Genomic DNA, 25377 nt, shown 5'->3' with positions numbered 1-25377 from the left:
GCGGCCGTGGAAACCTACCGATGCAAGTCCTGCAATAGTAGTGGACGGCAAGTAGTGAAGCCAGACCACACACTCCGGTTCGAGTTAAGTCGCCGGGAATACGAGGGCGTGAAGCCTGTACTACCCGACGGTGGCAGTGGAGTTGAAGAGTATCACCGTGAAGGATATCGCATCAATCGCTCCAACTAAACTTTGAACGGAAACGTTCTATAACACTCCGCGATTCAGTTTCCTTCGCACCGTGATTGTGTTCAACGGTCTCTGCTGGTGAAGACAGATCGTATTCATCCATATACGATTCAAGGAACTGCTTCGTTTCTGCCTGTTGCTCTGACTTTGGATCACTATGCTGATGCGCAAATACGACAAGCTCTCTATCATCTTTCGTAATCTCATCCTCATCCAAGACCCCAATCGCATACTTTTGAGAAAGAATGGCAGGAGTTATTTGCCCCTCAACTTCTACTCGACGATGAATCACCTCCGGATCTAGCCCAGCACCAGACTCCCAATCCACGTCTGAATCGATCAGCATCAACTCTTCAAAGGTAATGGAGTCGGAGAGATTTTCCAATGCACTATCCAGCTGTCTCATCTGATCATATGCTTGCAACACGATCCGAGCAGTCTTCGTATCTAATTCACCTATTTTGTCTGCATTCGATCTGAATATTTCGTCAGAAAACGATCGACTATTACCTGTAGAAACGTACATTGTCAGCCTGGCGTGCGGATCTGACTCAAAGACTTCTGAGTATTGCTCGTCGGTTAGTGCGTATTTTTCCTCTCTGAATTTATCCATATCGTACTTTGCGTACAACAACTCTTTCAGAACATCGTCGTACGCCCGCAGCTCAACGATTAACGCGTCACGGAACGCTTCCAATTCCTCTTCTTTTTGACGCTCCCGACGACGTTCCAGCAGGTATTGGCCAAGAAGAACACCAATCAGTGTCATTGTGCCTGCGATGATGCTGCCCCAGATAGCCACTGGAACGCTGGTTAGCCACTCCAACACTGCTTCGATCACTGGTGTTGGTTTATCCAGTAATGTGATAGTTGTTACGCCGGGGATGGAGTGGGTTAGTTAGTCGTCAGCGACAGCCGCATCACCACCCACATCCTCATCATCAACCAACCGAACCAACACCCTCGACCGGAAACTCTGCTTGAGGTGCGTGTGGAAGAGAATCTCCGCCCGCTTGTGTCCCTCCACGACCTGAATGTGCCCGGGTTCAACTTCCACACCTTTCGGCGGATCAACACGGTACGAACCGTTATTGTACCTGATCCCTTCGCGGTTAGGCGACCGGAAGTAAGTAACAAGATCGTCAATGTCGTGTCTCTCCCACACAAGATTCTTCGGTTCGACGAAGGTCTCATCCGGCGAATCACGACGAACGCGAAGGATCTCCATCTCGTCGAACGGCGGAATATCGTCTTCCGGATATCCAAGTTCATCTGCCAATTTCAACTGGCGCTCGTAGGCAGTTTCAACCCGGTTATCCACCATACGGTTAGTCGGGTTGTTTACGAGGTGTTCGCGAACTTCCGACCAGTCGATGTCACCGGCAATGATGTCGTCCACCTCGTCTTTGTGTTCGTGGAAGGTGTGGTAGATTTCGACGACTCGGTTCCAGAAGTCGGGCGAGTGGTTCTGATGCTTAACGTGCCCGAGTTCGTGGATAACCAACTTGAGACGTCGGTTTACGTCCCAACTCCTCCACTTTCCAGTGTTCACCCGGTAAATCACTTCTCCATTACTCGTCACACCGAGGCTTCCGTTGACGGACGTCAGATTGTCGTGGAAGTCAACGTGTTCGGGTTTCAGGTTAGACCCTGTCGGCGGGTTCCAGTCGGGGTAGGCGAGGTTGAACAGGTCGACGAAGACGCGGAGTCGCGGGTCTACGTCACTCATCGCTGACCACCCCGGTTTTGATTCGGTCGTTAATTTTTAGGCTGTACAACTCGATATTCGATTCGCACACAGTCTTGTTGTTCATTCTTTGTGTTTTCGATAGCGGCTGCTATTCGGCGGTTGATTCATCTACGCAGTCTCATACCTAACTACTGATATTTCATCGCTCGTCTCGGCCGTGTATGGCTTTTTGCCTGTCTTTGGACGTCGACATTTCGCGTCTGTTGACGTCTATTGATAGGATGTGTGGACATTATGTTTAAACTCTGTGCTTTTTTCGATTTTCGGCACTTCAGACCTTGAAGGACAAGAAAACACTGGATAAAGGGGTTAATTCCACAACTAGGGCGTGGAATATATCTGTGTCTTGTCGAGAAGGAACACGAAAGAGTAGTTATAGCGAGTCTGGTAATTGCTCTCGCCTTACGTCAGCCTTCTCGGTGTCAGATAGTGTTGAGTAGTGTTCGTCAATCACGGATGGGGAAACATCCGCCCTATCCGACACTGTTTGCTTCCCCGTTTCCTCTCGAAGATGCCAACTGATACTCCCTCGTCTGATTGCGTGAGTGCTTTCAGAGGAGTCGCATTTACACGCATCATTGTTGGTCTGAGCAGCCTCGCAAGTCTCTGGATCTTCCTCGTGAGGACAGTTCCGAACAAGACACGGCCGAGTAACTGCGTACACGTGATTGCGCAGAGTATTCCTATGATATCTGCCGTACTTGCTGGCGAGTAATGGTTCGCGGTCGTAATCATCCGTCACTTCGGGGCGTGTCTGATCGATGTAGTCGCGTAGGATTTGGCACGTTTCACGGTTGATACTGATAGTACGCTCCGACTCCCCCTGGTTCTTCAACGAAGTACCCGTCTCCGGTCGGTGTTCCAACGTGATGTAGCCGTCTTCGAGGTCAAGATCATCGAGGTCAATACTGTGAACTGCCCCAACCCTGCACATAGACCACCACAACAAGTGCGTGAGGGTATGTTGTAGGGACGCGTACTGGTATCGATCCAAGTGGGTGAGGATGTTTTTCGCTCGTTCTGCGGTAATCTCGTTGCTACGCTGCCCTCCTCGGTTTGGTGACTCTACTTTCTCGGGTAGCGTTGGTTCGATTGCGTCGATGTTCCTGAGGAATTTGCAGAACACGCGTAGGGTGTCCAGTTGTGTTGCGATCGTGTCGTTACTGTGGTCAGTGAACCGCCAACTGCGGAATCGTCGGATGTCCAGTCCACCCAGTTCGTGAACGTGGGTGTAGTCTGTCTCCTGCTGGAACCAGTCAATGAAGTGCGACAGGCGGCTTCGATGGCTACGGATCGTTGCAGGTGAACACTCCTGTCCTTTCTCTTCGAGATACAGTTCTAACGCTTCGCTGGGTGTGATGTGTTCGTATTCACGTTCGCTGTTTCGTGCCATTTTTGGAATCGCTCCTCGTGACACGGCAGAGGGGGTTCCCGTTACCCGCATCGGACGGGTCTGGTGTCCCGTTTTCCGACGGTACAGGGCGTCACGGTATTATTTTCACCCTGATGTCGCGGGTTCAAATCCCGTCGCGCCCGTCGTTCTGCCGCGAGCAAATTCGCGAGCGGCAGCGACGGGAAACGGGATTTGAATCAGGGAGGAGCTTTGCTCCAACCGTGGTTCATAATCCCGTCGCGCCCGCTCGGCTCGTTTCACTCGTCTCGCGAGCGCGACGTAGCTCGCGAACGCGGTGCGTTCGCTCACTCCCGTCGCGCCCGCTTTATAAGCGTACATCGGGTAAAATCAACAGATGACGGTAATCTTTTTACCGTTCTTTTGATATTCTCCTTCCGAGCGCTCGTTCCGTTAGGGAACGACCCACATCCGTCAGACGGCGTATATAGGACGCGTTCTCACTTTTGATGATTTGATTCCGTTCCATAACGGACTAGGTGCGGGACAGTTCTGTTCTCTCTTGTAGGTCGACTCTGTCTTATACTTCCGTACAACCAAACATTCCGATAGCATTATTGTGGTACTGACTAGCACATTCAGTGGCACAGCAGTATTATGCAACTCTCAAAATGATACTTTTCGTATAAGGGCTGCATTTTGAAGGCCGTGGGAAGGATTCTACGGCAGAGCCTAACGGGTTACTGATAAACAGTTTTGTCGATCGAAATCTCCCCGTAGACGAAGTACACCCACGTGAGAATCGCTATCGTAGTAAGCCCCATACGGACAAGTTCCACATCTGGTGCCGCGGCTGTGAATTCAATCACTGCAGACAACCCGAGGGGATCTGCAGCACCAACCACCAGCAATTCGATCGGAAAGCGACCGAAGTGAACCCCGATTGCGAGACCCAAGTTGCCCGTGAGGACGTACGCCAACGCAAACGTAAGCCCAACAAAGGCTGCATCGATCGACGGAGCGATACCTCGAAGCGGGATATGAAACACCCCGAACAGCACGCTACTGCCGAGGGCTGCAACCAGGATGCTCCAGAGCGGTGAGAAGCCACGCTCCACGAGCCCCTCCGCAAAGTTCTGTAACATAATCCCTCGGTAAACGATCTCTTCAAAGATGTTCTGAATGAGAAAAGACACGCCGAATGCGATCACGCCCGTTACAATCATCACCTCGAGGCTACCCACCGAAACTTCAGACAGCAACGAGCTTATCTCGATCACTCCCCGGAACTGTGCATACCATGTCGAAAGCAGGAACGCCCCGAGACCAATCACAACCCCAACAATAAAATTCCCGAGCCAGCGACGAGTGACATCTAAGCCGAAGGCGCGATACTGGCGTCTATCAAGCCGACTAGCCACCCACAGCGCAACGAGAATCGCCACTACGTACCCGATACTGTCGACACTGATCACGCTCATCGCCTCCAGCCACGAATCCGTCTCGATTCTCGCTACCGGGGAGACTCCCTGTTGCCAGACGAGTATCAACGCGAGTGTTACAACCGCAGGGAGTACGGCCCGCAATCCTGCCCGAATTCGTCCCGAGGAGGAATCACGGATCATGAGCCACCTACTACCGAATTCCCATTAAAACGATCAATCAGGTGTTGCGGAACTTGAGACAGTGTATTTACACGTTCCGGTCTCGTTCAGCTCGTCGTCCTCGTCCCGGGACTGCGACGTAGCGCGTTCTTCCGTTCACTGGCGCTTTTCGAGGACGCAACCCCAACCATCCGTCCTCGAGGACGCCCCGTCGCACTCCGGGCGAAGGTTCAGAACCGTCGGTCGCGTGGCACCGATACCATGACTGACGAGACGACCGACGAGGAGAAGACCGAGGAGATCCCTGAGGACGAATCACGCCAGGACGAGACCGACGCGGAGCCCGACGAGGAGAACGAGGACTAATCCCGCGATCCCCGGGTGCGGTTACCGACGGTCGAGACTCTTGGCGCCAACCGTCGCCGACGGCGCTGCCTCCCGGATCGTCTCGACGACCCGATCGCCGACGTACGCCGCGTCCTCGGGCGAGAGATCCCGGTGGATCGGGAGACAGATGTGCCGTCCCATCGCCGCGGTCCCCTCTGGGGCGACCCCGTCGGTGTCGTACCGATCGGTGACGAACGGCTGGCGGTGCAGCGGCGGGTCGTAGGCCCAGTCGATCGTGATTCCGTCTGCGGCGAGGCGGTCCCGGATCCGCTCCCGGTCCAGCCCGCTCGCGAGCGCGACGGGGTAGCGCCAGTAGCTCGAGCGAACGTTCGACGGCGGCGCAATCGGACGGGCGAGCCCGTCGGCTGTGAGTTCCGCGAGCCGATCGTCGTAGCTCCGGGCGAGCTCGTTGCGGTGGACGACGAACTCGTCGACGTGCTCGAGCTGGCTGCGCCCGAGGACGGCCGCGAACTCCGAGAGGCGGTAGTTGCTCCCGAGGAACGTAAACCGGGCGTCGTCGCTCGCGGGATCGAGCCCGCGGTTCCGGATGGCAGCCACCCGTCGGGCGAGGGTGTCGTCGTCGGTCAGGACCATGCCGCCCTCCCCGGTCGTCAGGACTTTCGTCGCATAGAAGGAGAAGCAAGCGAGGTGGCCGATGCTCCCGGCGGGCCGGCCGTCGATCGTCGCGCCGTGGGCGTGCGAGCAGTCCTCGATCAGGACGGCGTCGTGGGCCTCGCACAGTTCTCGCAGCTCGGCGGTTCGCTCGCAGACGTTACCCGCGAAGTGGACGGCGACGACGGCCGCGGTGTCGTCGCTAATCTTGTCGGCGACCGACTCCAGTGAAATGTTGTGGTCCGCGGGCTCGATGTCGGCGAAGCGGAGCTCGTAGCCCGCGGTCAGCACCGACGAGGCGTTCGCGGCGAACGTCTGGATCGGGACGATCACCTCCTCGCCGCGGTCCTCGAGGGCCCGCAGGCTCGTCTCGAGAGCCGAGGTACAGGAGTTGGTCGTGATCCCGTGCTCGCGGCCGACGGAGTCGGCGACCTCCCGCTCGAACGCTCGGCAGTGCTCTGCCATCGTCAGCGCGGCGTCGCCGTCGAGCATCCGCTCTATCGCTGCCAGGATCCACTCCTTGCCCGGGAACGAGCCGCCCGTCGCGATCGGATACTCGTCGGTCATCGGGCCACCCCCGATCGACCGGGCGCTCCGTCGGCTTCCGTCCCGCTCCGGGTCCTCGGATCGATCGATTCGGTTCCCCCGCAGCGTTCGTCGGCGCCCCTGTTCGTGCACATGGGTAGCGCTGTCACGATCTAGGGAATAAGTATGGACCGCAGAACCGCCCGTAGTCGACGATTTCTCGTACACCCTGGCGCTCAGACCGACTCCCGCAGCGCCCAGACGTCGTCGGTCGGGTCGAGACGATGGGGCTCGCGACCCCGCTCGGTGAGGATCCCGACGTGGTACAGCATCGTCTTCAGCTGGAACACCGTCGGCGAGTGGTAGCTCTCGCCGTCCTCGAGAGGGGTCCGCCGGAGCTCACCGTCGCTCGTCAGCGCCCGCCCGCGGACGTCCTCGTCGCCGCGGACGAACAGCTCCACGGCGAAGGAGGGGTGGAGCTCGTGGAGGTACTCAAGGAACTCGACGAGCGACGGCTCCCGGAGCCCGTCCCGGTGGAGCGCCTGCAGTTCGGTGACGAGCAGCTCCGTGGCCGGGTACGCGAACACGACCCGACGGGCGAGCTCCCCCCACGCGGGCGCCAGCTCGACGAACCGTTTCCGTGAGCGGTACCAGTCGGCAAACGTCGCAAGGGCCCCCTCGACCGATCCAGCGGTCCGCTTCGCGAACCGGACGACCTCCTTCCCGAGGGGAGTGAGCTCGATCCCGCCCGGTGCGTCCTCGATCAGGCCCAGGAACGCGGCGCCCTTCCGGGCGTCGTCGACGGCGCCGACGACGTCGTACCGCGAGAGCAGGGTCGCGGTGTCGCCGTCGGCGTAGTGGGCGATCGGATACCCCAGGTAGTTCTTCGGGTGGTTCAGGCCGAACGATCTGTCGGCGACGCCCTGCGCGCTCGCCTGGAACCGGATCGCCGTCGCCTCCGTCGTCGTCCGCCCGCCGACGACCCGCGGGACCTCGAGCGTCGCCACCGACCCGTCCCGCTCGACGCCGAGGACGCCGACGTTCAGCTCCCGGGCCAGCGTGCGATCGGTCTCGGAGACGGCGGGTGCGGGGGCAGCGAGGTAGGCCGCGTTGGCCTCCCCGAGCCGGTCGTAGGCCTGGACGATCCCCCGCCGAGTGTCGACGCCGTCGCTCGCCACCCCCTTGGCCTCCACGGCGACCAGCGGCGGCTCGTCGCTGAGCCGTTCGACGGCCAGCAGCTCTCGGTCGAGCCGGCCGACGCCGACGAGATCGGGGTAGCCGCCGCCGATCCGGACGTGGTTGAAGGGGGCGAGGCGCTCGCGAACCGCGGGGTCGACGGCGCGACCGGGACGCCACTCCTCCCGGGCGAACTGCGTGTCGGCGACCGCGTAGGCGGGGGCGTCCTCGTCCGGAAAGAGTCGTCCCTTCGCGCGGACCAGCACCTCGGGTTCGTCGAGCGATTCGGCCGCACTGCTCATACTCTCGAGTCGGCCGTCGCCGTCAAGAGCGTTCCGGCTGGAAGACTGTCAGCGATGACGACAGCAAACGGGCGCGGACAGCGAGCCTGCCGACGACGACGTCTCCGACGAATCGTCCCGTCTCGGAGCGACCGATCGCCCGTGGGACGTGTTCCCGGCCGAGGAGCTAAGTGAGCTGACGTCGAAAATTTCCGATACGATGACCGAACCGACGCTCGTCTTCGACGACGACTGCGGGTTCTGTACGTGGTGGGCAGAGCTGTTCGACGACCGCACGGACGTCCGTATCATCGGCTTTAGCGACCTGACTCCCGAGCTACGCGAGCGACTGCCCGCGGAGTACGAGGACTGTTCACACTTCGTGACCGACGACGAGGTCTACTCCTGTGGCGCCTCGATCGAGGAAGGGCTCGCCCGGATGGACGACGTCGGCGCGGTACGGGAGGTAGTCGAGTTCCTCCGGAACTTCGAGGACTACGAGCGCGTCCGCGAACAGGGGTACAGTCGGGTGGCAGGAAACCGCGACTTCTGGGGACAGTTCGTCTCGAAGACGCCGCCAGTTCGGCGAGAGGAATCGGAATAGCGTCGCGCCCGCTTGGATCCGGTCCACGGCTTCGGTCCGGCGCCGCGTCTCAGGCGGACTCCGGACCCGCTGGTCGCTCCGCCGAGACGTCGTTTTCCGGGACCGGTGGCTCCGACTCCCCCGTCCCCTCGCTTCGACCGCCGCGGAGCGCTCGAAGCGTCGTGGCCACCGCCATCAGGTAGAGACCGGTCCCGACGAGCAGAACGCTCGGAGCCGGCAGCTCAATCATCACCGGCCTCCGTCGCGGTCACCCCAGTGAGGGCCGGCAGCTGGTCACCCGTCTCGTGGGGGTCGGCGTCCTCGTGGCCGGCTTCGACGACGTACTCGACGTCGTTCTCGAGGTGGTAGTACGTCGTCGTCTCGTCGAACGCCATTCGACGACTCGGCTCCGTCCGCACGCACCGGATCCAGCTCCCGTTGGTCCGCTCGAGCACGGTTAGCTCGTCGACCTCGATCTCCCGCCCGTCAGTCAGCCCGACGACGATCGTCTCGCTCATGTTTCCGTCGATGGAAGTCACACTAATTGTTATGTGGTGATTTTCGGACGTTAGCCGGTAGTTACCGGATCAGCTCGTACTCCGTGTGGCCCCTTTGGGCGTGCTATCGCGAACAAATATATCATTAATCTGTGACTCTGGCGCCGAAACCGGCTCCGAGGACGCGGTCGGGACCGAGGGGAGCCGGAGGCGGGTAGCGCTACCCCCGTCAGAAAAGCGAGCCGTCTCGCCCTGGAGCATGAGCAGCCCCGAACGTGTGAGCGCTCGGCGGGACGCCGCCGGAACGGCCGGCCTACTGGGGTGGGAGGCGGGCGTGATCGAACCAGAACCGTTCGACGCTTCTGATCATCGAGACGAGCTCCTCGGGCGCGATCGGCTTCGCCAGGTAGGCGTTAGCCGCGCGGCGGTAACACGCCTCGACGTCCTCGCTGGCCTCCGAGCTCGAGAGGACGATCACCGGAAGCCGCCGGAGCTCCGGCGACTCTCTGATCCGCTCGAGGACGTCTCCACCGTCGATGCCGGGCAGGTTCAGATCCAGTAAGACGAGATCCGGGATCGCCTCGTCGCGGGCTCGTCGTTCGAGAAACTGGACGGCGTCCTCACCGGTCATCACCGCGTGGAGCTCGTGATCGCCGTCGGTCGCCGCGAACGCCTCCCGAACGAGCCGGACGTCGCCGGGGTTGTCCTCGACCAGCAGAACCTCCCGGGAGGGGATCATCGCCGTCCTCGGCGGAACGATCGCCCGTCCTGGTCGGCCCGTTTCCCACCGGAACCCGTACCGACCGTCGACTGCGCTCGCCCGCTTTCGTCTCGCCTCGAACGGACGGAGAAAACGAAATCGAACCCGTCTGCCATTACCGGAATCCGGAGTTTCGAACGGTTGAAGGTGGTGCTGCGTAGGCAAGGTCCTTTTATATCCATTACCGCGCTACTCCAGCATCGTGCTCCCGACGAGCCGCCGGAGTCCGCGCTGTAATCGCGAGGACAGCGACTGACGAGTGATATCGAGTTCCGCGGCGAGCTCCGCCTGGGAGGCCCGTCGCGGCGAGTCGAAGTAGCCACGCTCGTAGGCCAAAAGCAGCGCCTCGCGCTGGGCGGGCGTGAGGACGTCGTCCTCGTCGGCCCACGGCGGCGAGAGCGGGCGGAGCCGCGTGAGCTCGATCGGGATCGACGCCTCGAGACAGGCCGACTGGAAGGCGGCGACTTCCTCGTGGTCGTCACCGCGGATCTCGAACGACCAGCGGCGTCGCGTTCCGACCGCAGAGACCAGCACGATCGCAGACTCCAGCAGGATCGTCAGGAGGGTTTCCCGGTCGGGATCCCACTCGACTTGGACCAGCGCCTCCTCGCCGATGGTTTCGACGACGTCGATCGTCCGGAGCGCCGGGTGCGAGACCGCGTTCGGGTCGAACGAGTCGACGTTCGGATCGCACAGCCAGAAGGAGGGGATCGGCTCCCCGTTCGTCGGGACGATCCGATCGAGTTCGACCGTCGCGTTCGGGAGTTCCTCGAACACACACGCCAGCGGAATCCGCTCCCCCGACACGTCGAAAGCGGCCTCGATCGCCATAATTTCTCATGCGTTTCGATGTAGTAATGGCTAGGGTTTGCAGGAGAAACACTGTATCCGGGCCGGAAGTTCGACGACGGGACCGTCGCTCGCGACCGCAATCGAGCTCGGTCGGCTACGCCTCGAGTCGGATCTCGAGCAGCGAGAGCTCGTCCGATGGGGGAGGTCTGATCGATCTCGTCCCAGCTCTCGGGGCGGGAGGCGTCGATTTCCTCGCTCGCGACGTCCCTTCGCGGGAGGGCCGGCGCTACTCGGTGTCGGGAACGTCGTCGTCAGCACCGGCCGACTGGACCCAGACGGTCTTGCGGTTGACGAACTCGTGGATCCCCGCCTCGGCGAGCTCGCGGCCGTGTCCTGACGCCTTTACGCCGCCGAACGGCAGGCGCGGGTCGGACTTGACAAGCTCGTTGACGAACACGCAGCCGGCCTCGATCTCACGGGCGAGTCGCTCCCCGCGATCGAGGTCCTCGGTCCAGACCGACCCCCCGAGCCCGTAGCGGGTATCGTTGGCGAGCTCGATCGCCTCGTCATCGTCTTCGACCCGGAAGACGGCCGCGGCCGGGCCGAACACCTCCTCGTCGGCCGCGGGGCTATCCCGCGGGGGCTCCGAGAGCACCGTCGGCGGGTAGTAGTACCCCTCCCGATCGAGGGGTTCGCCGCCACACTCGAGGGTCGCGCCCGCTGCAACGCTTTCCTCGACCTGCTCGTGGAGATCCGTCATGAGGTCCTCGCGGGCCTGGGGGCCGACGTCGGTGTCCGACGCCAGCGGATCGCCGACCTCGAGGCTCTCCATCTCCGAAACGAACCGGTCGAGAAAGTCGTCGTAGACCTCGTCGACGACGATGAATCGCTTGGCCGCGATACAGGACTGCCCGGAGTTGATCGTTCGGGCGGTCGCTGCAGTCTCGGCTGCCGCCTCGAGATCGGCGTCCGCACAGACGACGAACGGGTCGCTTCCCCCGAGCTCGAGGACGTGTTTCTTCAGCTCGCTTCCCGCCTGCTCGGCGACGGCGCGGCCGGCGCCCTCGCTGCCGGTGAGGGTCACCGCGTCGAGACGGTCGTCGGCGATCACGTCCTCGATCGCGTCAGAGCCGGCCAAAAGCGTCGAGAACACGCCCTCCGGATAGCCGGCGTCGCGGAAGATCTCCTCGATCGCCAGCGCGCAGCCGGGGACGTTCGAGGCGTGTTTGAGCAGGCCGACGTTGCCCGCGGTCAGGTGGGGCGCGGCGAACCGAAACACCTGCCAGAACGGGAAGTTCCAGGGCATCACCGCGAGGACGGCCCCCAGCGGTTCGTAGGAGACGAACGTCCGCGAGTGGGGTTCGCTGCCAAGCGCCTCGTCGGCGAGGAACTCGTCGGCCCGCTCGGCGTAGAAATCACAGACCCACGCGCATTTCTCGAGTTCCGCGCGGGACTCGGCGATCGGTTTCCCCATCTCCTCGCTGATCAGTTCGGCGTACTCGTCCTCGCGCTCCCGGAGGAGTTCGCCGGCCCGCTCGAGCAGCTGCTGGCGCTCGGTGATCGGAGTTTCGGCCCACGATTCGAACGCGTCGTCCGCGCTCGCGAGGATGTCCTCGATGTCGCCCTCGTCGTGGTCGTCGTACGTTTCGAGTCGCTCGCCGGTCGCTGGATTGTGACTGTCCATGGTGCTCACCGTGTATCGCGCTCGCTCGTACCACGAGCACCCGGCTCAAAGATCTACGCCCGGCAGCCGAACATTGAGGCCGTGGCATTGCGCTGCTTCCTCTGTAACCGACGGAGCCGAGGCCATCACCACAGTGAGCGCCTACCGTTCGAGCGACTGTGGTTCGGCCGGGATCGACCGACTCTGCTGTGCGATCTCCAGGGCTTTCATCAGATCCGTCCGCGAGAGCAGCCCCGCAAGCGAGCCGTCGTCGTCGACGACGAGGAGACGACCGATATTCTCCTGCTGGATCGTCCGGAGTGCGCTCGTCGCCTCGTCGTTGGGTCCAACGGTGGCGAGCTCGGTGGACATCACGTCCGCGACGACGGTGTCATCAGCGTCGGCTCGTTCCTGGAGGTCCTCAAGGGTGACGATGCCGACGAGCTCTCCCTCGTCGAGAACGGGGTAGCCGGTGTGGCGCTCGCGCATCATCCGCTCGAGGAGCCGATCGAGTGGGAGCTCCGGCGAGACCGTATCGAGCCGCACTGCGGGAGTCATCAGCTCCGTGACGGTTATCCCCTCGAATGCGGTCTCGACGAAGATCTGCTGGGTTTCGCTCGAGGCGGCGATGTAGATGAAGAAGGCGATCGCGATCGCGAAGATGCTGAACGTAAGAATTCCGAAGAACCCGAGCAGGAGCGCAAACCCCTTTCCGACTGCAGCGGCGGTCTGGGTCGCTTCCAGCCGGGAGCGGTTCCGCGAGAGCAGCGCCCGGAGCACCCGACCGCCGTCCATCGGGAATCCGGGAAGCATGTTGAAGAACGCCAACACGACGTTGAGTATCGCCAGGTAGCCGAGCACGAACAGCACCGCCGGGAACTCGGCTGGCAGCAGGACGAAGCCGATATAACAGACGACCCCGACCGCGACGCTGACGATCGGGCCCGCGATCGCGATGACGAACTCCTTGTGCCAGTCCTCCGGCATCTCGGCGAACTGTGCGAGTCCGCCGAGGAACCACAGCGTGATCGACTGGGTCTCGAGGTCGTAGCGGCGGGCGGCCAACGCGTGGCCCAGTTCGTGGAAGAAGACGCTGGCGAACAGCCCCAGCGCGGCCGCCAGCCCCAGCAGCCACGGGGTCGCGCCGTCGGCCAGCGGCTCGGGGTCGATCCCCGCGGCGAACGCGTCGTTGAGCAACTCGACGGTGAGCTCTATCTGAACGCCGATGATGTAGGCCAACAGCGGGACGACGAGCAGAAACGAGGCGCCGAGCTTGATCGGAATGCCAAACGCGGAGCCGATACGGACACTGGCCATACCCATCTTAGGGACCGGAGCCTCTTCAGGCGATCTCCTGCATACGCCTCTCAGTCGGCGAGCCGACGCAACGTCGCGCCCGCGGTCACCACGACGACTCCCGCCGTCGCGATCAGCCCGAGCCCGAGGACGTACGAGCCGGTCAGGTCGTGGCTCGTCCCGATCAGGACGGGCCCGAGGAAGCCGCCGATCTCGCCGACCGCGAAGATGAAGCCGACGGCGGTCCCGGTCAGGCGCGCGCCAATCCCCTCGAGCGCGGGTGGGATCGCTCGGACGAGCGGCGAGAGCCCGCCGACGCCGAGCCCGGCGACGACGATGCTCGCCAGGAGCGCCGGCCCGAGCCCGTCTGCGAGGACGACGCCGACCGTGCCGGCACAGAACACCGCGCCGCAGCCGATCAGCGCCGTCGGCCGCGCCTCGTAGCGGTCGGCCAGCGCTGGGACGGCGAAGATCCCGACGGCGTAGGCACCGACGAAGAGGCTTGTCGTCTGACCCGCGATCCCGGGCGAGACGCCGCGGGACTCGAGGATCGTCGGGAGCCAACCCTGAATCCCGTGGCTCGCCAGCAGGTACATCGTGCCGACGACGACCACGAGCTGGAGCTCCCGGTGGGTGAGGATCAGCCGGAGGTCCCGTCGGATCGACGCGATCGGGGCCGCGTCCTCGTCACGGTCGGTCTCGTCCGCGTCTTTGGCCGCGGCACGCTCGTCGATTCCGAGGCGCCTGGCCAGGACGTACCAGCCGATCCCGTAGCCGATCGCGACGAGCCCGCTCCAGAGAAAGAGGGGACGCCAGCCGCCGAGCCACGGGCCGAGGACCGGGCGGCCGACGCCGAAGACGAGCGCGGTCCCCGCCGAGGCACCGACGAGGTAGATCGAGGACGGAAGCCCCGTCCGGCTCGGCGGAAACAGCGTCGAGACGAGCTTCGGCAGACCGAACGTAACCGCGGTCGCGCCGACCCCCAGCAGCAGGGTCAGCGCCAGCAGCGACGGGAACCCGTCGGCGAAGCTCCGGCCGACCTGCGCGACGCCGTAGAGCACGACGCCGACCGCGAGGCTCCGTCCGGGCCCGATCCGATCCACCGCGAGCCCCGAGAACAGCGCGATCGGGATGTAGGTCAGCGGCACCGCGCCCGCGACGACGCCGGCCTGGGTGCTCGAGAGGTCCAGTTCCGCGATGATCGTCGAGAGGTACGCCGGCAGCGAGAACCAGACGAACATCAGGCAGGTGTAGGCGAGCGTCGCGACAGCGACGACCCCGTACGCGCCGGGGCGATCGGCGATCCCCATTCGTCACCGGGATGCGGGCGATCCCCCGAGTAGGTTAGCCTTGCCGGGAGGGGTTGCCGCCTCGTCGTCCGCGACGAGAACGACTCTCGAGCGCGGCGGTCGTGTCGGCCGCGGTCAGCGCTCCCCGAGCAGCGGTCGCGAGGCGTTGGCGACGATCAGCGCCGCGGTAAGGATGAGCGCCCCCGCCGTCACCAGCGGGCTCAACAGCCCGGCCAGCGCGACGGGGATCACGACGACGTTGTACGCAAGCGCCAGCGCGAGGTTCTGGGTCACACGGTCGCCGGCAGCCCGGGCCAGCGAGATCGCCCGCTCGACGCCCGCCAGGTCGTCTCCGAGGATCGCGAGGTCGGCGGCGTCAGCCGCGAGCGCGGTACCCCCGCCCAGCGAGATTCCCAGATCCGCCGCAGCCAGCGCGGGCGCGTCGTTTGTCCCGTCGCCGACCATCGCCACCCGTCGGTCGGCCGCCAGCCGCTCGACGGCCGCGGTCTTGCCCGCCGGCGGGACGTCGGCGAAGACCTCGAGGTCGGCCCGGTGCTCGAGGAACGCGCTTGCAGCCGCGTCGTCGCCCGTCAGAACGACGACCTCGACGCCGGCCGTTCGCAGTCGCTCGAGGCTCTCGAGCCACCCGGTTCGGGGCTCGTCGCCGACGACGACGATCCCGCTCGCATGCCCGTCCTCGCCGACGAGGACGGGAAGCCGTCCTCGCTCCCTGGCAGTGGCGGCCCGCGACGCGAGCTCGTCTGTGAGGGCCCAGCCCCGCTCCCGGAAGAGCTCCGGGTGGCCGACCACCACTCGGCGACCGTCGACAACCCCCTCGACGCCGGTTTCGTGGGTTTCGAACTCCCGGACCGTCGGCGGCTCGCCACTGCCGTCGCCGACCGCCCCGTCCTCGGGCCCCTCGCCGCGAGCGAACGCGTCGCGGATCGCCGTCGCGGCGGGGTGGGCCGCCCGATCCTCGAGCGCGCCCGCGGCCCGGAGCAGTTCGGGGGCCGCGTCGGCCTCGAGGACGCGCATCTTCCCCGTCGTCAGCGTTCCCGTCTTGTCGAAGACAACGACATCGAGCTCGCGGAGCCGTTCGAACACCGTCTCGTCGAAGACGACGATCCCGCGATCGTGGGCCTCGCGGATGCTCGTCGCGACGGAGACGGGCGCCGCGAGGCCGAGCGCCCACGGGCTCGCGACGATCGCGGCCGCGAGGACGGCCAGGGCGGTATCGATCGCGGACCAGCCAAGGACGATCGCGACCGCGCCGACCCCGAGGACGGCCGCGGCGACGGCGGGGGTCAGTCGGGCCGCGAGCCGATCCGCGCGGCGGCCGACCCCGTGGGTCGCGCTCTGGAGGTTCCAGACCGTCTCGGTGAGCCGTTCGAGGCTGCTCTCGGTTCGGTCGGCGGGATCGACGACGGCCGCACCCGAGATGACCAGCGACCCGCCGACGACGTCCTCGCCTGCCCGCTTCGAGACCGGGAGCGACTCCCCGGTGACGATCGCCTCGTCGACCGTACACTGTCCCTCCGCGAGCCGCCCGTCGACCGGGATCCGCTCACCTTCCCGGACGAGCAGGCGGTCGTCGGCTGCCAGGGACTCCGTGGGGACCGTTCGGGTCGAGCCGTCGGCCCCGAGCAGGCGCGCCTCGCCGACCTCCGAGACCGTGAGTTCGGTGAGTCGATCCAGGGCCCGCCGCTTGACCGTCGCCTCGTAGAACACGGCCGCCATCACCGTCGCCGCGACGAGGATCGTCAGATCGTAGTAGACGTCGTTGTGCCCGAGCGTGAGCGCGACCGTCCCGTAGACGAACGCGGCGACGACGGTAACCGCGGCGAGCAGCTGCGTGTTCGGCCGGCGGAGCTTCAGGCTGACGTAGGCCCCACGCAGGAGCGGCATCCCGCTCAGGTAGAGAACGGCGCCAGTGACGGTGAGAAACAGCGGGAGCAGCATCAGTCCGTCGAGCGTCGCGAACGCCCCCTCGTAGGGAGCCAGGAACCCCCAGTCGACGAAGTCGGCGAGGTAGACGGGGTAGAGGATCGCGACGTACGGTACCAGCAGAAAGGAGCCGAAGACGACGCCGACGACGTAGCGCATCTCGAGGACGTCCTCGGTTCGGCGCTTGCGCAGCCCCGTTATCTCGCGGGAGCGCTGGGTAGCGCCCGTCTGGCCGTTCGCTAGTTCCTCGGCGTCGGCACCTGTGTCGACCCCATCGCGGCGGTAGGCGGTGTACCCGGTCGTGGTCAGGGTGACCCGGAGTTCGTCGGCCGAGGTTCGGGCAGGGTCGTAGTCGACCCGGACCGTTTCGGTGACGTAGCTCGCCGTCGCCTCGCTGACACCCGCCCGTCGCTCGGCGACCCGCTCGAGGTAGGTTTCACAGAGCGCGGAGTACATCCCGTCGATCCGGAAAAACGCGCGGGCCGCGTCGTCGGAGTCGAGGCCGTCGCTCGCGGCAGCGTCGTCCGGGCCGAGGCCATCGCTCGGGCCCGCGTCCTCGTCGACGATCGCCGACCCCTCGGCGGCGCTCCCGCTATCATCGAACGCGGCGTCGAGGTCCTCGTGGATCGCCCGGCAACCGCTCGAGCAGAACCGCTCCTCGCTGCCGACGTCGGCGCCACAGAGCCGACAGCCGTCGGACTCCACGCGGGTATCGGACACGTGTCCCGGTAAGACGACGGAGGGGTATAACAGTAGTCGGTGGCGGAACCGGTCGGATCGCAGACGTGGGACGGAGACATCGACACCCCACAGTTTGTATGTCGATTACTGTTGGTCTGGATCGGTCGATCGTCACGTACAGGTCGAGCAGTTAACGGGGGAGAAAAATCGAGGCGAACGGGAACTCTGCCGCGATTACGGGAATATTTTGGACTACTAGAGATACCCCAGATCCGCCAGTCGATCCTTGGTCCCGGCCTGCATCTCGACCTCGCCGCTCGCGCCGGCGTCCTCGAGCGAGTCGAACTGCTCCTCGAGGCGCTCCCGGAGCTCCCGGACCCGATCGGGGTCGTCGTCCGCGAGGTCGGTCTCCTCGTTGGGGTCGCCCTCGAGGACGTGGTACCGTTCGAAGCCGTCGTCGCCGCGGACGTACTTCTCCTCGTGGGTCCGAATCGTCCGCAGCCGGCGATCGAACGCCCGTACCCGGTCGGGAACCTCGTCGAAGCGGGCCTCGAGCCGATCGATCGAGGGCTGGGGGGCGGCGTACTCGGCGAAGATCGCGTCCCGTCGCTCGTGGGTCGCGGGGTGGAGCGACCGCCCGTGACCCTGCTCGAGCAGCTCGGGGTCGTCGATTCCGAGGGAGTCGAGCAGCGTCGCGGGAAGGTCGAGCAGCTGGACCAGCTCCCGTCGATGGCCGCCGCCCGTGAAGGGGCCGCCGTGGAAGACGAGCGGGACGTTGATCAGGTGGTCGTAGAGGTTGTACTGGTGGCCGAAGAAGCCGTGCTCGCCGACCTGCTCGCCGTGATCGCCGCAGACGACGAAGAGGGTCTCCTCCCACTCGCCGGCCGCCTCGAGGGCCTCGCGGAGGCGCGCGAGCTGATCGTCGGTGTAGGCGAGCTCGGCACGGTAGAGCCCCCGCAGCAGCGAGAACTCCCGCTCGGTGAGCTCGTAGTCCTCGCAGTCGTAGGCCCGGGGGTCCTGCCGGATCGCGGTCGCCTCCTCGTAGCTCGCGTCCTCGGGGAGGAACTGCTCGGCGTACTCGCGGGGCGGATCGTACTCGACGTGGGGCTCGATGAGGTTACAGAACAGGAAGAACGGATCGTCGTCGTCGCGGTCGCCGAGCCAGTCGCCGATCCAGTCGACCGATCGGGCCGCGCCGTCGTCGCCGGCGGGCTGGAACACCTCGCTGTAGAGGATGTTCGCCGCGTTGACCAGCGGGTTCCCCTCGAAGAGCCGATCACGAGTCGCCTGAAGTTTCTCGCGGACGTCCTCGCCGCGGACGACCGCGCCCATGTCGGCGTCGGACTGGATGTACTGCCATCCCTTCCGGAGCTCGTCGAACCCGCGGTCGAAGCCGAACTCCTCGGTGATCCAGGTGTTGTTCGAGACGCCGACGGTGTCGTAGCCGGCGTCGGCGAAGGCTTCCGCGAGCGTCCGCTGATCCTCCTCGAGGTAGGTGTGTCCGCCGTGAGCGCCGTGCTCGGACGGGTAGCGACCGGTGAACATCGAGGCGTGGGAGGGAAGCGTCCACGGTGCCGTCGCGAACGCGTTCTCGAAAGTCGTCCCCTCCGCGGCGAGCGAGGACAGCGCCGGCGTCGTTTCCGGCCCGACGCTTTTCGCTCGAGCGGTGTCGAAGACGACGAGAACGACGTTCCGGACACTCGTATGTGACTCCCTGTCACCCTCGTTGGAATCTCGCATGGTTATCTATCTTCCGGCGCTCGCCGGGAAGGCGCCAGGCCCGGCTAATGCAGGGAATTCAGGGACTCGAATCGCGTCGGGTGACCGTCTCTGTCGACGACCGATCAGGCTGTAGCCGGCCCAACGCTTACTCGCCGGGGTTCCGTACGCCGGAGCAATGGAGCCGCCAAACATCGTTTTGATCCACTGCCACGATCTGGGGCGGTACCTCGGCTGTTACGGAGCCGACGTCGAAACACCCCGGCTCGACGGTCTCGCCGACGAGGGAGTTCGGTTCGACCGCCACTTCGTGACGGCTCCGCAGTGTTCGCCGAGTCGGTCGAGTCTGGTCACCGGCCGTCACCCCCACCAGAACGGGATGCTCGGGCTGGCTCACGGAGACTGGGAGCTCGGTCCCGATGAGCGGCTGCTGCCACAGCTGCTCGGCGAGGCGGGCTACGAGACCCACCGCTTTGGTCTCCAGCACGTCACCGAGTATCCGGATCGGCTCGGCTACGATCACGAACACGTCGAGGAGCCGCTCCGGGTAAACACCCCGCCGTCGGTCCACGAAACTGCCCGCGCCCGCGAGGTCGGCGAGGAGTTCGCGTCGGTGGTTGCGGCGGACGAGCACGAGGATCCCTTCTTCGCCTCGGTCGGCTTCTTCGAGTGTCACCGCGTCGAGGACGAGGACGGGTTCGGCTTCGATCCCGATCGCTACGAGACGCCCGACCCCGACGACGTCGACCCGCTGCCGTTCCTCCCGGACCGTCCGGGGATCCGCAGCGACATCGCCGAACTCCAGGGAATGGTCCGGGCACTCGACGACGGCGTCGGCACCGTCCTCGACGCGCTCGAGGACGCCGGCCTCGCCGAGGACACCCTCGTCGTCTTCACGACCGAGCACGGACTGGCGTTCCCGCGGGCGAAGGGCTGTTGTTACGACGCGGGGATCGGCGCTGCGCTCCTGTTGCGATACCCCGGTGTCGTCGACGCCGGCGTCGTCGACGACCTCGCCAGCAACGTCGACGTCTTCCCGACGCTGCTCGAGTTTGCCGGCGTCGAGGTGCCCGACGGCGTCGTCGGGCGAAGCCTCCGTGGCCGTCTCGTCGACGAGTCGGCCGGAGGCGACGGCGAGTACGATCCCCGTGAGCGCGTCTTCGCGGGGATGACCTGGCACGACCGGTACAATCCGATCCGGGCCGTTCGGACGGATCGGTACAAGTACGTCCGGAACTTCTGGCACCTTCCCGGGATCTACCTGACGCGGGACATCTACGAGAGCGCCGCGGGCAGCGAGGTTCGCGAGGAGTACTACTGCGAGCAACGTCCCTACGTCGAACTCTACGACCTCGAAACCGACCCCGACGAGCGGGAGAACCTCGCCGACGACCCCGACTACGAGGGGGTCCGAGAGCGACTGCGGGACGATCTCATCGAGTGGATGCTCGAGACCGACGATCCGCTGCTCGACGGACCCGTTCGGCCCAGCGACTGGGAGGAGATCCACCCGACGATGGGCGACGAGTCGGCGTAGCTGTCACAGTCAGCGTCGGTTGACCCTCTCGGGATCCACAACGAGAACGGGCGTCGCGTTCCCGGGGAAGGTCACATCCGCGTCGACCGACAACCGAACCGATTTTACAGTCCGACACTCAGTTCCGGACGTGTCGGAAGCGAACCCCGTCGAGCGCTGGCAGGCCCGACTCGAGGAGGCAGGCGAACTGACGCCGGAGCTGGTCGAGCAGATCACGCAGTGTCACGGCGATCGGGGGGTTCGCGCTATCGAAGCCGTCGGCGAACACCGCGTCAAGTCCTACCGGGATTTCACGATCGTCGTCGGCTACGGCGACGAGTACATCGTCGAGGACGGCGGCTGTACCTGCAAGGACAGCGAGTACAACCTCGACGACGAGGACCCGACCGAGCTCTGCTGGCACGCGCTGGCGGTGGCGATCGCCCGCCGGGTCGGGCACGTCGACTACCACGACATGTGGTACTCCGACGTTCGCGAACTGCTCTGAGAACCGGAAGCGGCTCGCGGCGTTCGAGGAACCGCTACCCGTCGCCGGACTCGTCCTCCACGTTCGGGACCACTCTGAACGGACGCATCATGTCGTAGTCCTCGTGCTCGATCATGTGGCAGTGCCACATGTACTCGCCCGTCTGATCGTTGAACACCCCCTCGTACTCCCCGAAGTGGACGATGATGTGGATCACCTCGGCGGGATCGACCGAGATCACGTCGTTCCAGCCCAGCTCGTACGGCTGAGGATCCTCGAGCGTCGCCGGATCGACGCCGTCCTCGGAGGTGTCGTAGTCGGCCAGCGGCTGTCGGCCGAGCAGCTGGAAGTGGACGAGATGGAGGTGGATCGGGTGGGACATCGAGGTATGGTTGGCGATGCTCCAGATCTCCGTGTCGCCGAGCTCGGGCTCCTCGGTCACGGGATCGTCCAGGTTGTGTCCCGACGGCTGTTTTTCGCTGCCGAGGAGGTGGATCATGCGTCCGTACTCGTCGGTGTCCCCGGCGAGCGTGAGGTGACGGTGTCGGTCCGCCGCCTCGACGGGGATCTCTGGAACCTCGGTCAGCTCGTCCGGGAGCTCCCCGACGTCCTCGACGCCGTCGGAGTCGGCCACGTCGACGAGCACGAGCTCCGGGAGCGGCTTGGTCTCCTCGCTCTCTTCGCGCGTGCCCCGATACAGCGACGGCGCCGCGTTGTGGAGGAGTAACGTCTCCCCGGCGTACGCCGAGAAGTCGACGAGGACGTCGGCGCGCTGTCCCGACCCGATCTCGAGGCGCCCCTCGACCGGGACGGGTTCCGAGAGGAGTCCCCCGTCGTTCCCGATCTGGACGAACTGCGGGCCGTCGTCTCCGACCTCGCCTGACTCCTCGTCGTACTCGCGCAGCGCGAGGTCGTAGTACCGACTGTTGGAGCCGTTGAGTAGCCGAAGCCGATACTGCTCGGGTTCGACCGAGAGGCGGGGCCAGGCCGTCCCGTTGACCACCGGCACGTCCCCGTAAAACTCCGGCACGATGCTCGGCTCGGGGTGTGAGTCGTCGCCGCCACGGTCCTCGGAGACGGCCGACGGGTAGAACAGCGAGCCGTCCTCGTTGAGGCTCCGATCCTGGATGACGAGCGGGATCTCGTACTCGCCGTCGGGCAACTCGAGCTCGCGCTCGTGGTCGTTTCGCAGCAGGTAGAAGCCGGCGAGACCCGCGTAGACGTTCAACCGCGTGATACCGACCGCGTGGTCGTGGTACCACAGGGTCGCCGGCGGCTGGTCGTTCGCGTAGTAGTAGTCTTTCTTCTCGAACGCGGGACCGGTCTCCTCGAACTCGCGGGTGAACCAGCCCCTGGCCTTGCCGTCGCTCTCAGTTTCGATATTGCCGCCGTGGAGGTGAGTCACGGTCCGGACGCCGGGGATGTCGTACGGGATCATCTCGCCATGGATCGTCGTGTCTACAGGAAGGAGATGGTCGTCGGGGAGCTGGTTCTGCCAGCGCACGTAGATCGGCTCGCCCTGTTCGGCTTCGATCGTCGGCCCCGGGAACTGTCCGTCGTACCCCCAGACGGTCGTCGGCGGCAGATCGCTGTGGAGCCGCTGTTCGACCTCGCGCATTTCGATCTCGTAGTAGGGCTGTCCCTCCTTCGTGCCGTCGGGCTCTACGACGCCCGGACGTGGCACCTCGTCGACCCACTTCTCGAGATCGGGCGACGAGTGGGCCGCGACGGTCGGCTCTGAAGGGACGGGTTCAGTCTCCGACGGCGATCCGTCCGCCGAGCAGCCCGCGAACGCCGAAAGTCCCGTGGCACCGATCGCCAGGAGCACCTTCCGACGTGAGAGATCCGTTTCGGTCACCGGAGGTCGTTGCCTCATATTCGCCCGTAAGAAACCCCCGCAAATACCGGGTGGAGACGGTTCCTATTCGGTGGGAGGCGAACGATCTATCCCTCAGCGTAGGGACCCGAGAGCCGAAAACCCTCCGCTCTGAGGTCTTCGAACGATTGGCTTCCGGCCGTCGCGGCTAGTCGGACTCGTTACAGGCCGCGATGATGACCTCCGGATCGTCGATCAGCCGGTTTTCCATGTAGTTTCCCTTCCCTTTTCCCGCCCACTTGCGCTCCTGTTCGATGATCGAGAGGAACTCGAGCTCCGAGAGGATGTCCCGCACCCGACGGAGCTTCAGGTGGTCCGAGCGGTCCCGATCGCACAGCCGTTTGTAGAGGTCGTAGGCCTCGTTGGTCGTCACCGGGGCGTCCTCGCCCTCCTTCTGTTGGGTCAAAAGCGCCATCGCCTCGAGGACGAGCTTCGCGTGACTCGGACTCTTCGAGATGAGTTCGGCCAGCCGGCTGGTCTCCTCGCGTTCGTGTGCGTGGTCGACGCAGGCCTCGGTGACCGTCTCGATGTCGTCTTCCTCGGCGATCTCGCCGGCAAACCGGAGGATGTCGATCGCCTTCCGGGCGTCGCCGTGTTCGCGCGCGGCCAGGGCGGCGACGCGAGGAACGACGCCGTCCTCGAGGACGTCGTCGTGGAAGGCGTCGGATCGCGAACGCAGGATCTCGCGGATCTGAGCCGCATCGTACGGTGAGAACACGTACTCTCGTTCACAGAGGCTCGATTTGATCCGCTCGTCCAGCGAGTCCTTGTACCGAACCTTGTTCGAGATCCCGATGACGCCGACTGTGCTCTCGGTGAGCTTGCCGGATTCGACCGCCCGCGAGAGCTGCATCAGGATGTCGTCGTCCTCGATCTTGTCGACCTCGTCCAAGATAATCAGGGCGACGTCGTACCGGGTGTCGACGATCCGCCAGAGCCGACGGTAGTACTCGGAGGTGCTCAGCCCCGAGTGGGGGATCGAGATCCCCGTCTCGGGCTGGTCGTTGAGCTGGTGGGCCGTCGACTGAACGGCCTGGGTCTCGGTCGACTCCTGAAGACAGTCGACGTACGCGACCCCGATCGAGACGCCGTTGTCCTTGGCGCGGTCGATCGCCTGGTTCGTGATGAACTTCGAGCACAGCGACTTCCCGGTCCCCGTCTTCCCGTAGACGAGGACGTTGTTCGGCGTGTTCCCTCGCGTGGCCGGTTTGATCGCGTTCGCGAGGTTCGTGAGTTCGTCCTCGCGGCCGATGATACGGTCGCCGTCAGGGAGGTGTGACACCTGCAGCAGCTCCTTGTTCCGGAAGATCTCGGTTTCGCTGCCGAAGTAATCCATCGAATCCGACATTCAGCTACTCCGATTGTCGGGAAGCCGGCTTGTAAACGTTCGGAACCGGGCTGCCGCTGTATCTCCCACGGTTTCGGAGCATTACGTCCTGAGAAACGAGAACCACACCCCTCGATGCCGCTGTATAGGTCGACCGGGGACTCCGGAGTGCCGCTGTATGAGTGTGTCTCCCGCGGTCGGCCGATCGGGAGGACGTTCGCGGACACACCCCTCGGTGCCGCTGTATGGGTGGAACCCTCGCGGCGGGTCGACGCCGTGCGAGGCGAGATGGGCAACACCCCTCGGTGCCGCTGTATCGGCGAGGAGGGTGGAGGGATAGCGGTGTCTCCGCTGGCGTTGAGGAGGGGGAGATACACCGGAGTTCTTCTGTATACGAGATGATCTCCACGGAGAGACTCTCAAACTCTCTATTCTTACCCCTCGGTGCCGCTGTATGAACACACACACACCCCGCGTTGCCGCTGTAAGCGATCGAAGGGGTGGGGGAGTCGAAACGGAGGTGGTGTGGACGAGTGGAGGACACAAGCAGCGGGAGGACACAAGCAGCGGACCGGTCCACGACGATGAAGCCGAAGACGAGAGAACGCGATCGAGCGGCCGAACCGGCCGCGAAACTGCTGTTTCGGCTGGAGTCGATCGCCGTTCGATCTCGGGAATCGAACTTCTGTTCGATTCAGCTAATGGACTTTTACTCAATAATAGTATTTAGTAGTAGTGATCTCCGCGAGGACGTCTGGTGACCGAGAATCCTCTGATGGACCGAGGAGCGTCTGGTGAGCCGTTAGGTTTGCGGGATCCGCTAGGTGCGCCGGGGGGTCATCCGGTGTCGGCCAACGGGTTCGGATCCGAGATCGTCCTATCGAGGGAGCCACACCCCTACCGAGAACTGGGGGTCTACCGCGAACCCACCGACCGCTCCCCGGAACTCCACCTCCCCTCCAGACCCCACCCACCCTCCGGACGCTATACAGCGGCAACGCGGGGTGTGTCTCTCCCGGCTTCCGTGCCTTCACTTTCCAGCACGGGCCTTCGAAACTGTCGTCCGATCACG

Annotated in this window: 20 protein-coding genes; 3 read left to right on the top strand and 17 right to left on the bottom strand. The window is 64.3% G+C overall.

What is annotated here, in order from left to right; translation table 11 throughout:
- Positions 1–172: 172 nt before the first annotated feature.
- The 6 genes from NATOC_RS10850 to NATOC_RS10830 form a co-directional block, all read right to left on the bottom strand.
- Positions 173–1030, bottom strand: a complete 858-nt coding sequence (locus tag NATOC_RS10850; protein WP_157224614.1) for a hypothetical protein — start codon at positions 1028–1030, stop codon at positions 173–175.
- Between the two features lie 57 nt (positions 1031–1087).
- Positions 1088–1918 (bottom strand): YgjP-like metallopeptidase domain-containing protein, encoded by an 831-nt coding sequence (locus tag NATOC_RS10845; RefSeq protein ID WP_015321488.1) that lies wholly within the window; start codon positions 1916–1918, stop codon positions 1088–1090.
- 394 nt (positions 1919–2312) lie between these two features.
- The gene (locus tag NATOC_RS23290; RefSeq protein ID WP_157224613.1) at positions 2313–3332 is read right to left on the bottom strand and encodes a tyrosine-type recombinase/integrase; all 1020 of its coding nucleotides are present in this window, start codon (positions 3330–3332) and stop codon (positions 2313–2315) included.
- A gap of 698 nt (positions 3333–4030) precedes the next feature.
- The gene (locus tag NATOC_RS10840) at positions 4031–4915 is read right to left on the bottom strand and encodes a CPBP family intramembrane glutamic endopeptidase (protein WP_015321485.1); all 885 of its coding nucleotides are present in this window, start codon (positions 4913–4915) and stop codon (positions 4031–4033) included.
- A 366-nt stretch (positions 4916–5281) separates the two neighbouring features.
- Positions 5282–6571: a DegT/DnrJ/EryC1/StrS family aminotransferase gene (locus NATOC_RS10835; RefSeq protein WP_245549635.1), complete on the bottom strand. Its 1290-nt coding sequence runs from the start codon at positions 6569–6571 to the stop codon at positions 5282–5284.
- Positions 6572–6654: 83 nt separating this feature from the next.
- The gene (locus NATOC_RS10830) at positions 6655–7896 is read right to left on the bottom strand and encodes a hypothetical protein (protein WP_015321482.1); all 1242 of its coding nucleotides are present in this window, start codon (positions 7894–7896) and stop codon (positions 6655–6657) included.
- A gap of 199 nt (positions 7897–8095) precedes the next feature.
- Between NATOC_RS10830 and NATOC_RS10825 the strand changes: the two genes are divergently transcribed.
- A complete protein-coding gene (locus NATOC_RS10825; RefSeq protein ID WP_049888916.1) occupies positions 8096–8479 on the top strand; it encodes a DCC1-like thiol-disulfide oxidoreductase family protein in 384 nt (127 codons plus the stop codon).
- Positions 8480–8528: 49 nt separating this feature from the next.
- Here the strand turns inward: NATOC_RS10825 and NATOC_RS10820 are convergent, their stop codons facing one another.
- From NATOC_RS10820 to NATOC_RS10780, 9 genes are all read right to left on the bottom strand, one after another.
- A complete protein-coding gene (locus NATOC_RS10820) occupies positions 8529–8708 on the bottom strand; it encodes a hypothetical protein (RefSeq protein ID WP_015321480.1) in 180 nt (59 codons plus the stop codon).
- Entirely contained in the window at positions 8701–8976 is a 276-nt protein-coding gene (locus NATOC_RS10815) for a hypothetical protein (protein ID WP_015321479.1), read from the bottom strand. Before NATOC_RS10815 ends, NATOC_RS10820 begins: the two co-directional genes overlap by 8 nt.
- 292 nt (positions 8977–9268) lie before the next feature.
- Positions 9269–9694: a response regulator gene (locus NATOC_RS10810; protein ID WP_015321478.1), complete on the bottom strand. Its 426-nt coding sequence runs from the start codon at positions 9692–9694 to the stop codon at positions 9269–9271.
- Between the two features lie 210 nt (positions 9695–9904).
- Positions 9905–10546 (bottom strand): helix-turn-helix domain-containing protein, encoded by a 642-nt coding sequence (locus tag NATOC_RS10805; RefSeq protein ID WP_015321477.1) that lies wholly within the window; start codon positions 10544–10546, stop codon positions 9905–9907.
- A gap of 247 nt (positions 10547–10793) precedes the next feature.
- Complete coding sequence (locus tag NATOC_RS10800) at positions 10794–12191, bottom strand: NAD-dependent succinate-semialdehyde dehydrogenase (RefSeq protein WP_015321476.1); 1398 nt, start codon at positions 12189–12191, stop codon at positions 10794–10796.
- 141 nt (positions 12192–12332) lie between these two features.
- Positions 12333–13487, bottom strand: a complete 1155-nt coding sequence (locus tag NATOC_RS10795) for a CBS domain-containing protein (protein ID WP_015321475.1) — start codon at positions 13485–13487, stop codon at positions 12333–12335.
- 50 nt (positions 13488–13537) lie between these two features.
- A complete protein-coding gene (locus NATOC_RS10790; protein ID WP_015321474.1) occupies positions 13538–14776 on the bottom strand; it encodes an MFS transporter in 1239 nt (412 codons plus the stop codon).
- Between the two features lie 114 nt (positions 14777–14890).
- Positions 14891–17419, bottom strand: a complete 2529-nt coding sequence (locus tag NATOC_RS10785) for a heavy metal translocating P-type ATPase (RefSeq protein WP_015321473.1) — start codon at positions 17417–17419, stop codon at positions 14891–14893.
- Positions 17420–17635: 216 nt separating this feature from the next.
- Positions 17636–19120 (bottom strand): sulfatase, encoded by a 1485-nt coding sequence (locus NATOC_RS10780; RefSeq protein ID WP_015321472.1) that lies wholly within the window; start codon positions 19118–19120, stop codon positions 17636–17638.
- A 157-nt stretch (positions 19121–19277) separates the two neighbouring features.
- On the opposite strand from NATOC_RS10780, the gene NATOC_RS10775 reads away from it, so the two are divergent.
- Positions 19278–20636, top strand: a complete 1359-nt coding sequence (locus NATOC_RS10775; RefSeq protein WP_015321471.1) for a sulfatase family protein — start codon at positions 19278–19280, stop codon at positions 20634–20636.
- Positions 20637–20766: 130 nt separating this feature from the next.
- The gene (locus tag NATOC_RS10770; protein WP_015321470.1) at positions 20767–21123 is read left to right on the top strand and encodes a metal-binding protein; all 357 of its coding nucleotides are present in this window, start codon (positions 20767–20769) and stop codon (positions 21121–21123) included.
- Positions 21124–21157: 34 nt separating this feature from the next.
- Here NATOC_RS10770 and NATOC_RS10765 read toward each other — a convergent pair whose 3' ends face one another.
- The gene (locus NATOC_RS10765; protein WP_015321469.1) at positions 21158–22978 is read right to left on the bottom strand and encodes a multicopper oxidase family protein; all 1821 of its coding nucleotides are present in this window, start codon (positions 22976–22978) and stop codon (positions 21158–21160) included.
- 148 nt (positions 22979–23126) lie between these two features.
- Entirely contained in the window at positions 23127–24326 is a 1200-nt protein-coding gene (locus NATOC_RS10760; protein WP_049888737.1) for a Cdc6/Cdc18 family protein, read from the bottom strand.
- Positions 24327–25377 lie beyond the last annotated feature (1051 nt).

Source organism: Natronococcus occultus SP4, from assembly GCF_000328685.1.
Lineage (GTDB): Archaea > Halobacteriota > Halobacteria > Halobacteriales > Natrialbaceae > Natronococcus > Natronococcus occultus.
The sequence above is the reverse complement of the archived record's forward strand: the minus strand, read 5'-3'. Positions and strand labels throughout refer to the sequence as shown.